Origin of the sequence: Ruminococcus sp., assembly GCF_045129435.1 — a bacterium.
GTDB lineage: Bacteria > Bacillota > Clostridia > Oscillospirales > Acutalibacteraceae > Ruminococcoides.
This window is the reverse complement of sequence record NZ_JBGVJL010000178.1, coordinates 1-13,798: the sequence shown is the minus strand read 5'-3', so window position 1 is coordinate 13,798 and position 13,798 is coordinate 1. Positions and strand designations below refer to the sequence as shown.

The 13,798-nt window shown below is 37.5% G+C and carries 11 protein-coding genes; 8 read left to right on the top strand and 3 right to left on the bottom strand.

The window, feature by feature from the left end:
• Nucleotides 1-49: 49 nt before the first annotated feature.
• The 5 genes from ACJMMI_RS08270 (at nucleotide 50) to mscL (ending at nucleotide 7,471) form a co-directional block, all read left to right on the top strand.
• Nucleotides 50-2,848: a DNA translocase FtsK gene (locus tag ACJMMI_RS08270; RefSeq protein ID WP_405354884.1), complete on the top strand. Its 2,799-nt coding sequence runs from the start codon at nucleotides 50-52 to the stop codon at nucleotides 2,846-2,848.
• Between the two features lie 17 nt (nucleotides 2,849-2,865).
• On the top strand, nucleotides 2,866-4,764 hold the full coding sequence (locus tag ACJMMI_RS08265; RefSeq protein WP_405354883.1) for a YgiQ family radical SAM protein: 1,899 nt from the start codon (nucleotides 2,866-2,868) through the stop codon (nucleotides 4,762-4,764).
• A complete protein-coding gene (locus ACJMMI_RS08260; RefSeq protein ID WP_405354881.1) occupies nucleotides 4,736-5,629 on the top strand; it encodes a ComEC/Rec2 family competence protein in 894 nt (297 codons plus the stop codon). The genes ACJMMI_RS08265 and ACJMMI_RS08260 overlap by 29 nt, the downstream gene beginning before the upstream one ends.
• Before the next feature lie 74 nt (nucleotides 5,630-5,703).
• A complete protein-coding gene (gene tyrS / locus ACJMMI_RS08255; protein WP_405354880.1) occupies nucleotides 5,704-6,927 on the top strand; it encodes a tyrosine--tRNA ligase in 1,224 nt (407 codons plus the stop codon).
• Nucleotides 6,928-7,048: 121 nt separating this feature from the next.
• Nucleotides 7,049-7,471, top strand: coding sequence for a large conductance mechanosensitive channel protein MscL (gene mscL, locus ACJMMI_RS08250; protein WP_405354878.1), 423 nt, complete (start codon nucleotides 7,049-7,051; stop codon nucleotides 7,469-7,471).
• Nucleotides 7,472-7,533: 62 nt separating this feature from the next.
• Here the strand turns inward: mscL and ACJMMI_RS08245 are convergent, their stop codons facing one another.
• The gene (locus tag ACJMMI_RS08245; RefSeq protein WP_405354876.1) at nucleotides 7,534-8,274 is read right to left on the bottom strand and encodes a putative ABC transporter permease; all 741 of its coding nucleotides are present in this window, start codon (nucleotides 8,272-8,274) and stop codon (nucleotides 7,534-7,536) included.
• A 184-nt stretch (nucleotides 8,275-8,458) separates the two neighbouring features.
• On the opposite strand from ACJMMI_RS08245, the gene ACJMMI_RS08240 reads away from it, so the two are divergent.
• Nucleotides 8,459-9,070 (top strand): TetR/AcrR family transcriptional regulator, encoded by a 612-nt coding sequence (locus tag ACJMMI_RS08240; protein WP_405354875.1) that lies wholly within the window; start codon nucleotides 8,459-8,461, stop codon nucleotides 9,068-9,070.
• Between the two features lie 144 nt (nucleotides 9,071-9,214).
• Here ACJMMI_RS08240 and ACJMMI_RS08235 read toward each other — a convergent pair whose 3' ends face one another.
• Nucleotides 9,215-10,279, bottom strand: coding sequence for a hypothetical protein (locus ACJMMI_RS08235; protein ID WP_405354873.1), 1,065 nt, complete (start codon nucleotides 10,277-10,279; stop codon nucleotides 9,215-9,217).
• A gap of 752 nt (nucleotides 10,280-11,031) precedes the next feature.
• Nucleotides 11,032-11,811 (bottom strand): sporulation initiation factor Spo0A C-terminal domain-containing protein, encoded by a 780-nt coding sequence (locus tag ACJMMI_RS08230; RefSeq protein ID WP_405354870.1) that lies wholly within the window; start codon nucleotides 11,809-11,811, stop codon nucleotides 11,032-11,034.
• A gap of 167 nt (nucleotides 11,812-11,978) precedes the next feature.
• On the opposite strand from ACJMMI_RS08230, the gene ACJMMI_RS08225 reads away from it, so the two are divergent.
• Both ACJMMI_RS08225 and ACJMMI_RS08220 read left to right on the top strand, forming a co-directional pair.
• On the top strand, nucleotides 11,979-12,350 hold the full coding sequence (locus ACJMMI_RS08225) for a helix-turn-helix domain-containing protein (RefSeq protein ID WP_405354867.1): 372 nt from the start codon (nucleotides 11,979-11,981) through the stop codon (nucleotides 12,348-12,350).
• A gap of 459 nt (nucleotides 12,351-12,809) precedes the next feature.
• On the top strand, nucleotides 12,810-13,798 hold a 989-nt coding region (locus ACJMMI_RS08220; RefSeq protein WP_405354866.1), incomplete at its 3' end, for an ATP-binding protein.

Here is a 13,798-nt window from a genome sequence, read left to right as displayed (position 1 = left end):
TTTTTACGGGTGCAATGATTAATTAACGCTTTTGCGGAGGTAGAATAAATTGGCGACCCAAAAAAAGACAACTAAAAAACAGACCTCAAAAAAATCGACCTCTACAAAGAGCAAATCAATCCGCAAAAAAGCACCACAACCACAACCGCAGCCGTTGCTCACACCAAGAGTAAGGGCAATCCTTTTGGGAGCTTTAGCAATATTTTTTGTCTTTCTTATCGCAATAAAAAGTGTTAATATTTGGAATGCGTGCCGTTCGGCGTTATTTGGTGTGTTCGGTTTTACAGCCTTTCTTGTGCCTGCATTCTTTATGTATATGGCTATTATTACAGACAAGGAAAAGCAGATAAGACACTTTAAGACAAAGATTACCTTCAGCATTTTAATTATACTTTTACTTGGAACATTAATTTATGTAGCCACAGGGCATCCGTATCTTGACGAAGGTTATCTTGCTTGTGCGGGAAAACTTTATCTTGATATTTACAGCAGTGATGCGTTCTTCCCGTTTGGTGCGGGCTTTTTAGGCGGTTTGCTCGGTTATCCTATGGTTAAAGCTATAGGCAGTGTGCCTACTGTATTAATCAGTGTGCTTGTTTTGCTTGCGTTTGTGTTTTTGCTTACCAACCTTTCAATTCACGATATTGGTAAAGCAGCGGCAAAGGTAAGTCACGAGGTTAAGCAAAAGACCGAAGAAATGCGAAGAATAAGGCAGGAGCAGATTGCAGAGCGTGAGGCTCAGCGAGAGGCAGAAAGGGAAGCTGAGCAGGCAAATGAGCGTGAAATGTTCATTGCCGGTGGCGAGCATGATAAAACAGTTGTCACAACTCAGAAGAGAAAAAGAGGTGGCAAGCGTAGCGGAATTGATGTTCCGCTCGATGAAAACACTCATGATAATCATATAACAAAGCTAAACAGAAAGCTTGAGGTTGACTATGATTACACAGCCGACACCAAGCATAATGAAGAAGATACATACACACCTGTTGAGGCAGAGGCAGTTGAGCCGCAAGTATATGAAGATCACGATAATATTTATGGCAATGCGGATTATGAGCAGTCAGAGCCGGAGCAGAGTGAAGCACCTGCTGTGGCTGACAATCTAATGGATATTATCAGCAGGGCAAGTAAAAGCCTTGATAATCAGACAGAAAATGTATATGATGCAACAGAGCCTGAGCCTGTACAGGTTCAGAAGCAAAACGAGGAAAAAAGCTTTGAAGAGGAGCTTGAAGAAGCAAGCTATTCTCCTGTTGAAATCAGAGAAAAGGAAGAAAAACCGGAGTATAATTTTCCGCCTGTACAGCTTCTCAGATTGTCACAGAACAACAATGACCAGAATGCTATGGCGGAAATGCAGAACAATGCAACCAAGCTTATCGAAACTCTCAACAGCTTTAATGTAAAGGCTTCCATCGTTGATATTTGTCGTGGCCCGTCTGTAACAAGATACGAGCTTTCACCTGCTCCCGGTGTAAAAATCAGCAAAATTACAAATCTTTCAGATGATATAGCACTTAACCTTGCCGCTGACGGCGTAAGAATTGAAGCTCCTATTCCGGGCAAGGCGGCGGTTGGTATTGAAGTGCCAAACAAAATTGTAAGTATGGTAACAATGCGTGAGCTTATTGATTCAGACGAGTTCCGCAGAGGAAAAAGTAAGCTTACCTGTGTACTTGGTAAGGATATTTCGGGCAATATTGTTGTGTCCGACCTTTCAAAGCTTACCCATTTGCTTGTTGCCGGTACTACCGGTTCAGGTAAATCTGTATGTGTAAACTCAATTCTTATGAGTATTCTTTTCAAGGCTACTCCTGACGAGGTAAAGCTTTTGCTTGTTGACCCTAAGATGGTTGAATTTACTAAGTACAGAGGTATTCCGCATTTGCTCATTCCTGTGGTAACAGATGCTAAAAAGGCGGCAGGTGCTCTTGGCTGGGCGGTGTCCGAAATGGATCAGAGATACAAAATACTCTCTGAATATTCTTGCAAAAATATTGATGTCTACAACGAGCTTGTTGATGAAAACTTAGCATATATAGCTAAGAATCCGCCTGTTGAAAATGAAGAGGGCGAGCTTGTTCAGCCTGTGCTTGAAAGGGGCGGACTTCCTGTTCCAAAGGAAAAAATGCCGAGAATTGTTATTGCTATTGATGAGCTTGCCGACCTTATGATGGCTGCTCCAAGCGAGGTTGAGGAGTACATAGCAAGACTTGCTCAGAAGGCTCGTGCCGCAGGTATGCACTTGCTTGTAGCAACTCAGCGACCTACTGTAAATGTCATTACAGGTCTTATCAAAGCAAATATTCCAAGCCGAATTGCACTTAAGGTAAGCTCAAATATTGACTCCAGAACAATTCTTGATGTCGGCGGTGCAGAAAAGCTTATCGGCAGAGGTGATATGCTCTTTATGGCAGTAGGCTCACCAAAGCCAATGCGTGTGCAGGGTTGTTATGCCTCCGATGAAGAAATTGAAGGTGTAACCGATTATATTAAAAAATCTTCATCTGCTCAGTATAATGCTGAGATTGAAGAAAAAATCAAAAGAATTGCCGCAGAGGAAATTGCCCAAAATAAGAAGGGCGGTGACGATCGAGGCGGTGATGATATTGAAATCGACTCCAAAATGGACGATGCCATTAAGTGCGTAATTGAGGCAGGACAGGCATCTACATCACTCATTCAGCGTAGGCTCAAGGTTGGCTATGCAAGAGCAGGCAGAATGATTGATGATATGGAGAAAATGGGCGTTGTCGGCCCTCACCAGGGCTCTAAGCCAAGAGATGTACTTATGACCTATAACGAATGGCTTGAACGCAGAAATGTTATGGGCAGTGACGATGAATAAATTTAAAAGGTGATATTATGGCATTTTTACCAATGAATATTAAGGAGGTCAAGGCTCGTGGCTGGAACGAGGTTGACTTTGTATATGTAATGGGCGACAGCTATGTTGACCATCCGTCCTTTGGTGCCGCCATAATTACAAGAGTGCTTGAGGACTGCGGCTATAAGGTTGCAGTCCTCTCTCAGCCTGACTGGAAAAATGACGCCGACTTTTTGCAGTTCGGTAAGCCAAGGCTGGGATTTTTTGTTACAGCAGGAAATATAGACAGTATGGTTGCTCACTATACTGTTGCCAAGCGTAAGCGTTGTGATGACGCATACACCGCAGGCGTTAAAAACGGTAAACGACCGGATAGGGCTGTAACTGTTTATTCTAATATTATTCGCAGACTTTTTCCCGATTCCGTAATTATTATTGGTGGTCTGGAGGCTTCACTGAGAAGATTTGCCCACTATGATTACTGGAAAAATACTGTTATGCCGTCTGTACTTTTTGACAGTAAAGCAGATATTATTTCTTACGGAATGGGTGAATTGCAAACCATTGAAATGGCAAAGCGACTTTCCGAGGGTTACCCTGTGGAGGCTTTGTATGATATTCGTGGTATTTGCTATGCAGTTAAAACAAGCGACTATGTGCCGAAAACTGTGGTTGAACTGCCAAGCTACGAAAGAGTTTGTGAAAGTAAAAAAGACTATGCTATAGCTGCCCGAAAAGAGCTTGAAGAGGCTGACGCTGTTCGTGGCAAAACTCTGATTCAGCGACATGGCAACTATATTTTAATACAAAATCCGCCAATGCAACCGCTTGATACCAAGCGGCTTGATTATGTGTATTCACTTCCATATGAACGCTGGTATCCGCCTTGTTATGAAAAGCTTGGCGGTGTGCCGGGTATTCAGGAAGTGCTGTTTTCAATCACTCACAATCGTGGCTGCTTTGGTGCGTGCAATTTCTGTTCGCTTGCTTTTCATCAGGGCAGGGCGGTTACAGTAAGAAGTAAGCAAAGTGTAATTGACGAGGCAAAGGCTTTCCTAAGTGACAAGCGATTCAAGGGATATATAAGTGATGTGGGTGGCCCGACAGCTAATTTCCGACTGCCGTCTTGCGAAAAGCAAAAAAAGGCAGGACTTTGCAAAAGCAGAAAATGCCTTGCACCAACACCTTGTCCTAATATGCAGGTGTCGCATACGGAATATCTTGATATTCTGCGTGAATTAAGAAAAATGGACGGAATTAAAAAGGTATTTATTCGCAGCGGTATTCGCTTTGACTACCTTATGGAGGACGAAAGTGACGAGTTTTTTGAGGAGCTTGTAAAGCACCATATCAGCGGTCAGTTAAGAGTTGCTCCGGAGCACTGCTCGGCGGCAGTGCTTGACAAAATGGGTAAGCCGCATATTGAAACCTACAAAAAATTCTGTAATAAATTCTACAAGCTGACAGGGCAGATGAATAAAGACCAGTACATTGTGCCGTATCTTATGAGTTCTCACCCGGGCTCAACACTGAAGGACGCAGTAGAGCTTGCTTTGTTCTGTAAGCGAGAGAATATTCACCCTAAGCAGGTGCAGGATTTTTACCCAACTCCGGGTACAATTTCAACCTGTATGTTTTACACAGGAATTGACCCATATACAATGAAAGAAGTGTATGTGCCGAAAACAGAGGAAGAAAAAACAATGCAGAGAGCACTTTTGCAGTATTTTATACCTGAAAATAAGCAAAAGGTTATAAAGGCACTCATCAAGGCAGGCAGAAAAGATTTGATTGGTTATGATTCAAAATGCCTTGTTCAGCCAATGAATAATCCTAAAAATCTGGGAAAAACTCAGTACGGCAAAAATACTCAAAAGAGCAGAAACGGAAAGCCGAATAAGGACAAGTATGCAAAATACAGAAGAAAAAAGAAATAAGCATTGCGGAGTAATAATAACCTTTTCGCTCATACTGCTTATATGCATATTTTCGTTTTTTGCAGATTGGGATAAAATTTATGCCACGCTGTCGCTCAAGGCAGACTATGAGGGAAAATTGGCGGTAAGCTTTATTTCTGTAGGTGACGCTGATTGTGCGTATATTCACCTTGATGATACAGATATTCTTATTGATTGCGGTACCGAGGTATCGGCAGAGAATATCGTAAATTATCTTAAAAGGTATGGCTGCAGAAGCCTTGACGCAATCTTTATTTCACACCCTGATTCCGACCATATAGGCGGTGCAACTAAAATAATAGAAGAATTTTCTACTAAAGAAATATATTGCTATGATACACCGCAAGAATTGATTGGCTCAGATAACCTGTATTCTGAATTAAATAATTCTATAATCGAAAATAATATCCACAAGCAATATGTAAAAGCCGGAGAAGAATATTCATATGGAGAATTAAACTTTTCGATTATATCTCCGAGTTATAATTATGATAATGTAAACGATTGCTCGCTTGTGATAAAGCTAAGCTACAGAGGAAAATCAATCCTGTTTACAGGTGATATAAGCTCAGATGTTGAAACCGAGTTAGAAAATAAAGATATTTTGGCAGATGTGCTAAAGGTTGCTCATCATGGAAGTGCGTATTCAAGCTCAGAGGAATTTTTGAAAAAGGTTTCACCTAAGATTTCGGTAATAAGTGCTGATACAGATGATCTGTATTTGCCTGACTATAAAACCGAATACAGAATTTCTGAAATTTCAGACTTGTACATTACAGGCAGGGACGGAAATATTGTAATAACAACAGACGGCAAAAGCCTTGATGTACAAACAGGAGTTTAGGTATTGACCTATTTGTAATTTTGATTTATAATTAACAAATGGAAAACAAAAATCAGAAAGGATTTTATAATAAAATGGGAGTTTATGAGGAATTAGTAGCCAGAGGTCTTATCGCTCAGGTTACAGACGAAGAAGAAATTAAAGAACTTGTCAACAACGGTAAGGCTGTATTTTACATCGGCTTTGATCCAACTGCCGACAGCTTGCATGTAGGTCATTTTATGGCACTTTGCCTTATGAAGCGTTTGCAGATGGCAGGCAATAAGCCTATCGCACTTATCGGCGGCGGTACTGCTATGATTGGCGACCCATCAGGCAGAACAGATATGCGTCAGATGATGACTACAGAAACCATTCAGCACAATGTTGATTGCTTTAAAAAGCAGATGGAGCGTTTTATTGATTTTTCAGACGATAAGGCTCTTATGGTAAACAATGCCGACTGGCTGCTTGACTTAAACTATGTTGATGTTCTTCGTGAGGTTGGTGCTTGCTTCTCGGTAAATAATATGCTCAGAGCAGAGTGCTACAAGCAGAGAATGGAAAAGGGACTCAGTTTCCTTGAATTCAACTATATGATTATGCAGAGCTACGATTTCTACGCTCTCTATCAGAAATACGGTTGTAATATGCAGTTCGGCGGTGACGACCAGTGGAGCAATATGCTCGGCGGTACTGAGCTTATCAGAAGAAAGCTCGGCAAGGACGCATATGCAATGACAATTAATCTTCTCCTTAACTCAGAGGGTAAGAAAATGGGCAAGACTCAGTCAGGTGCTGTATGGCTTTCTGCTGAAAAGACAAGCCCATATGATTTCTACCAGTACTGGAGAAATGTGGCTGACGAAGATGTAATCAAGTGCCTTAAAATGCTTACATTCCTGCCGCTTGAGCAGATTGAAGAGCTTGCAAAGCTTGAGGGCAGCGAGCTTAACAAGGCTAAAGAAATTCTTGCTTATGAGGTAACAAACCTTATTCATGGCAAGGAAGAGGCTGACAAAGCTCAGGAGGCTGCAAGAGCGTTGTTTGGCAGCGGTGCAAATACAGACAATATGCCTTCAACAGAGCTTACAGACGCTGACTTTACAGATGACGGCATTGCTATTCTTGATCTTCTTACAAAGTGTGCACTCATTCCATCAAAAGGCGAGGGCAGACGTCTTATTCAGCAGGGCGGTGTAGCCGTTGATGATGAAAAGGTAACAGATGTATATGCAACTGTTCCTAAGTCAGCTTTTGAAAAAGGCTATGTTGTAATTAAGAAAGGCAAAAAGAAATTCCATAAGGCTGTTTTATAATTTAGTTATTAACTTAAGCAAAAATTTTCCCACTATTTATAGTGGGAAAGCATATCCTGCATTATTCTGTACATTTTGCGGTTTTACTGCATAAAATATTTTTAACAGAGGAGTTTAGGAAATGAAAAAGTTTTTTGGCGAGTTTAAAACCTTTATTATGAGAGGCAATGTGCTTGACCTTGCAGTCGGTGTTATTATCGGTGCTGCATTTCAGGCTATTGTTACTTCACTTACATCAGATATTATTTCACCAATTCTTGGTTTGTTTGGCGGAATGAATTTTGACCAGTACGCTCTCACAATCGGCGATGTTTCTATTGGCTATGGTAAGTTTTTAACTGCGGTTATCAACTTTATCATTATGGCATTTGTTATTTTCCTTATTGTTAAACTTGTAAATAAGATTATGGCAATCGGCAAAAAGCCTGAAGAACCGGTTGAGCCTACAACAAAAATTTGCCCATTCTGTCAGAGTGAAATTTCAATTAAGGCAACAAAATGCCCACATTGCACAAGCAATCTTCCTGTGGAAACTAAGGAATAACGGAATTTAATACATAAGTTAAAGCTCCTGATTTTGTCAGGAGCTTTTTTGCGTTAAAAATATTATTTCTTTTTACGAATTATTTTTCTTATTTCAGTCAACAAACCGTTGTTAGTGGTGGAACGGAATTTTGGAAAAGCAGATAACATTCTGCGTTGCTGTAGGTTGAGTTTGTGTGCTGAATTATCGTAAACAGTTTTTAAATTAAAATGAGCAGAGGAATTGCGAAGCTTGCTTGAAAGTTCAATCTTCTTTTCTTCAAGTGATTTAGCCAATCCATCAAGCTTTTTGTTAAAGCCTGAAAAGCCCGATACTGTAATGATTGTATCACTCAAAAATCCAATGGCAAAAATAATTGCTATAATATAAATTGCATTATCGGACAGAAGATTTGTGCAATAAACAATAGATGGGTGAATTATTTTAATGAGTATAACTGAAAACAAACCGAAAACAACCGCACCAAGCAAACACACTCTGCCGTTTATGTTGAATTTTCGTTCTGAATAATCCCACCAGCGAGCATGAAATAATTTTTCCATTAAATATGATGTCAAATATTCAAGTGTGCAGGTGATTATTACGCCGAAAACAAACAGCAGAATAACATTTTCTATTTTGCCGAGTATAAGTATATCAAATAATGCACCAAAGCCATATATCGGGCAGTATGGGCCATTAAGAAAACCTCTGTTTACAAATTTCTTTGCACTTACCGAACAAAGAATAGTTTCATATATCCAGCCGATAATACTGTATATCATAAACCAAATAATAATTTTTGAAACATATAAAAGACTCAATATAAAAACCTCATTAAGTATAAATATAGGTACAATATTGACTTATACCTCATTTGTGTATTATAATACAATGTGATGATTATTACAAGGGACACATATTTGAGAATTTGTGGTATAAGTTACTTATTTTAATAATATGCGGTTTATTACTCATTTGTATTATAATTTGTATAGGAGCTTTAATATGGAAGATTCAAATAAAAAGGTCGATTTAAGAGTTGTAAAAACTAAAAGATCAATTAAAAATGCGTTTGTTGAACTGCTTTCTGAAAAAGACATAGACGATATTACAATAAAGGAAATTGCTGACAGGGCAGTTATTAATCGAAAAACCTTTTATAATTACTACAAAGGTGTGTATCAGATTGTTGATGAAATTGAAAATGAAATCGTTGAAACATTTGATTCTGCTGTAAAGGGAATAGACCTAAAGGCTCAGATGAAAGAGCCGAGTCTGATTTTTGAAAAACTGACTTCAATTATTAATAATAACATAGATTTTTATGGTGCGTTGTTGAAAACAAACGGTAATATTGGACTTGTGTTTAAAATTAAAAAGGTACTTAAAGCTAAAGCACAAGAGGGATTTGCAAGTCAGTTTGATATTGATAGCGAAAAACTTGCTTTTATGATGGAATATGCAATTTCCGGTATGATTTCGGTTTATCAGAGTTGGTTTAATTCCGGCAGGAAACAACCTATTGAAGAAATATCTGATATTGTAAGTACAATTTGTTTTACCGGATTTGCCGGAATGATAGAACGCAATTCAAAAGAAAGAATGGTTCATTTTTAAATGTTGGGGTGATATTGTTAAACCCAAACTATAATTTATCTATGTCACTTCAACATAAAAACAGAAACAATAAATTCAATCGGCTTGCTTTTTGTGAGCCGATTTTTTATGTAAAAAGGCACAGCGTTTTTTGCTGTGCCTTAGTTAGTTTGGAGTTATTATAATATCATCACGGTTTATTTTCTCTTTAAGAATATTGTTTCTGTAAGAATTAATAATAAATTTTCCTTGACCGTCAAATCTGAAAGCAACTGTTTTTGTAAATGGTTTTCCTTGGTCGTATTCGGTAATGATAAGACTTGCACTTGACTTTTTGAGAGTATCAAAGCTTGTCATAAATCCAATACCGCTGCCACCGTTTTGCTTGTGTGTAGTGATTCTTTCAAGACCCAGTTTTTGCAGGGTTTCCGGCTCAAACGCAATTCCATTGTCATTTATCGAGATTTCATAAATACCGTTTGCAAATGAAATGGAAGTCAGAATTTTTCCATCCCTTATGTCTGCACTTTCTATTGCAATAATAGCGTCCTTTATGTGGTCGCAAAGCAGAGTTTCAAGCTCGGTTTGTGTAAGAAAATGATTGATAAGGCAGTTTATATCGGTGTTTGTAATGAGGTCAAAACCGATTTCGTGGGCAGACGCTTTGATGTACATATTGAGCAAAGCACCGTCAATTACAGAATTGCCCGTAGACGCAAGCACCTTGTTTTCAATCTGTTCTTTCTGCACAAGCTCGTTTCGTTCTTTTGCAAGAGTGAGAAGTTCAGAAATTATTTTTGCTTTCTTTTGTTCATCACTGCAATTTGATAATTCATTTAAAGAATATTGCAACGATGTCATAAGGTGGTTGTCACGATGAACTATTTTTGAAAGAAAAGCATTAGAATTTGTAAGCTCGGCAATCTGACTGTTTTTTTCGGCAATTACAGAATTGAAATGCTCGTCTGCTTTATTTTGAAGTCGGCTTTTATAGTGGTTTGTTATGCTCGCTTTTATCCATATTGCAATGCCCACACAGCTTATACATATACCGATAAATAATACAGGATAGATTGAGTCTAATAAATCATTACCTGCTGAAATAAAGATAACAGAAATAATTAGAAATCCCGATATAAGTAAGCCTATACCTAAATTATTTATATCTTCAAAAAATGCTAATCCGCTTTTTAGTCTTTTTATTTTCATAATCAGAAAGGTTACTATCATATTAACCGCAAAAACAAATCCTCCGGTTAATATGCTGTCAGATTCTAAAGCAAAATAGTATCCGACAATTCCTGTAAGAGTAAGGGAAACAAATCTTATACAATAAGAAATACCTATAGCAGTAATAGACAGCGGAAGGCAGACTATTATATTTTTCTTAGAAAATAAGGATATTAATATTACAAAAAGTAAATAAAGGATTATAAGACCTAACCCTTTGTTATACATATTTATATAAGATGATAATAAACTAACGCCAAAAAATGCAGACAAATACAAAGTTAGCCTTGATTTGCTGCATTTAATGTTTGTTGTTTTAATAAAAATATAGGCTGATGAATATACAATCGGAACTTTAATAAAAAAATTCATAGCAAAATTATGTAAAAGCTCTGTAATGTTTGTTGACATAATATTTAACTCCGTATTACTGTAATGGTAATATTATATCATACAAGCTAAATAATGTCACTATACAATAATAAATCAACCCCAAAAACGCTTTAACCATTCATAAAGATAATCCCACATACTTTAGTACCTCCTTTGCTTTTGTTTTACAAACAAAGTGTACTATTTTTGCGGAAAATCTCTGATTTGTTACTGTGATTGCTTTGCTTTACATTGCGTTAAAAAACATCACTAAATGTTAGAAAAGTAATTAGAAATTGTTGATTTATGATGAATTTCTAAAAATTTTTTGCATAAAAAATCCCGATGCTTAAAACATCGGGATAAAGTTATAGGTGATTTTAAAGACTCTTTTTAATTTTGTCGGAGTAGTAGTAAATAAATTCCATTACTGTAGGCACACCCTTTTGCGGATTTATGTAGGTGGTGTAGTAACGCTCAAGACTTTCAATATCGGTATTTCTCCATGCGTGGTTAATGGCGGTTTGCATTGCTCGTTCCACACTTGCATCAGTTTTTTTATATTTCTGAGCTATAATGCCGCAAAGGTTTGGTACACGCTTGCTGCAGGTGATTTCAACCGCATCGGCGAGGTACTGCCTGCCCTTTAATTTTGGACTTACTCCGATAAGGTCAAGCTCTGTTGATATTTTTTCTTTTATAGTTTCGCTGTAGTTTATGCTTTGGGCGGCGGCTGAGGCAGTTTGAGAGGTAAAAGATGCTGCAATAGTTGACTGTGCAATGGATTCTAAAAATTCGAGAACCATTTTACAACTAAAGTCACTCTGATTTTTTGTTATTACAAAATCCGCTCCAAGATTTCTGGCAATAGAGTGGGTAACGGTGCTGATATTATTGGTGACAACTAAAATAAACGGTTTGTTTTTAAGTCCAAGTTCTGACAAAGCTTTTAAAAACATAAGGCCGTTTCCACTGCCTTGGTGCAATTCCAAGTCAAGAATGACAGCGTGCGGAGAATATTGCTTTACCATTTCTACAGCTTGAGAGGAGCTGTTTGTAGTGCCGACAAGGTAAAATTTATTGTCAGCCTTTATATTTGCCTTATATTCTGCAATAGTATTATTATCATCTTCAACAATAAGTAAATTAAGTTTGTTCACAATACCACCTCTTACTTCCATTATACTACAAAAACCAATAAAAACCAACATTTTCCAACGATTTATGTAATAAAAAGTAATATTATTTATTGTATCTGAGTTTTATAATAATAATTAAGATTATATTATGGAATTAATGAAAAATTTGTAATATTAGGGTGAGGGCTATGAGCAAAACTTTTGGTAATTTCGTAAAAGAAAAACGAATGAAAAATGATTTTTCGTTAAAAGAAGTGGCGGAAACTATTGGCATTTCTGCTGTGTATCAGTCGAGTATTGAAGCAGGAAAAAGACCGGCTCCGTCCTATAATGTATTGGTAAAGCTTGGTAAGGTTTTAATGCTTAAAGAAAACGAACTTGATGAAATGTTTGACCTTGCGGCAAAAAGCAAAAAATCCAAGGTAGTTGCCTATGACATTGCCGACTATATCAATGAAAATGAGTACATAAATAAGGCAATCAGATACTCTAAAAAGAAGAATATCCCTCAAAGCGAGTGGATAAATTTTATTAATACTATGTCTGAAAAATACAGTTAATTTGAAAAATCAACGATGTAACAACTATTCAAAATACTCTTGCCGATGACAAAGCTGAGGACTATGCACTTGATTTTGAACACAGTGCCTTGCAGTATGGAGAAAAAGTTAATAATCTTTGCGATTATAACAAAGACGGTGTTTGTTCTGTATCAGACGCAACAAGTCTTCAGATAAAGCTTGCTGAATAAGAAATTTGCTTTTAAGATTTGTAATTATACAAAAATTGTGTTTTAACATATAAAAATAGTTGACTATTATCATTTATGGCTGTATAATATTATCAGTAAATAAATATGCCGCTATAGTGATTAAAATCTCCTTTTATTCACTAATAAGCTGTACCCATTACTGCATTTGCAGAAAATTGGTACAGCTTTTATTTTTTACCTGAATTGTATTGCTGATAGGGGAATTTGGGAGTATAATAGTAGCATATTACGAACTTCAGAGGTAATTATGAACAGAGAAGAATATGAAATTTCGATTGAAGAATTAAAAAAGCTTGACAAAAGCACATCTATGGTGATTGACATAAGAGATGAGATTTCTTATAATTACGGAAATATTCCTGATTCTGTGAATATTCCGATTAAGAAAATTAAAAATGACAGAAGCGTCCTGCCGAGAGATAAAAAGCTTGTTATTTGCTGTAAAAGCGGTCAGATAAGCGATACGCTTGCCGAAGAACTGAGAGATGACGGCTACAATGCGGTAAATCTTGTGGGCGGTTATTATGCCTGGCTCAAGGATAAATTTACTGAGGATGATTACGCCGTTGATGTGGAAAAGAGCATAAGAAAAAAATTCAGCAAGACAATATGGGGAAGATTTACCAAGGCTATAATTGAGTATGAGCTTGTAAAGCCTAACGATAAAATTGCAGTTTGTATTTCAGGCGGTAAGGATTCTATGCTTATGGCAAAGCTTTTTCAGGAGCTTAAAAGGCACAATAAGTTCCCCTTTGAGCTTGTGTACCTTGTAATGGATCCGGGCTACAGCGTAGAAAACCGAGATGTTATTGAGAATAACGCAAGAAAATTGAATATTCCGATAACTGTTTTTGAAACTAATATTTTTGATTCGGTTTATAATGTGGAAAAGTACCCTTGCTACCTTTGTGCGAGAATGAGGAGAGGTTATCTCTACAAAAAGGCAAAGGAGCTTGGCTGTAATAAAATTGCACTCGGTCACCACTATGATGATGTTATTGAAACAATATTAATGGGTATGCTGTACGGTGGACAGGTGCAAACTATGATGCCAAAGCTGCACAGTACAAATTACGAGGGAATGGAGCTTATTCGTCCGTTGTATCTCATAAGAGAATCCGAGATAAAACATTGGCGAGATTACAACAAACTTAATTTTATTCAATGTGCATGCCGATTTACCGATACTTGCACTTCCTGCAATCCAAGCAACACAGGCTCTAAAAGACAGGAGAT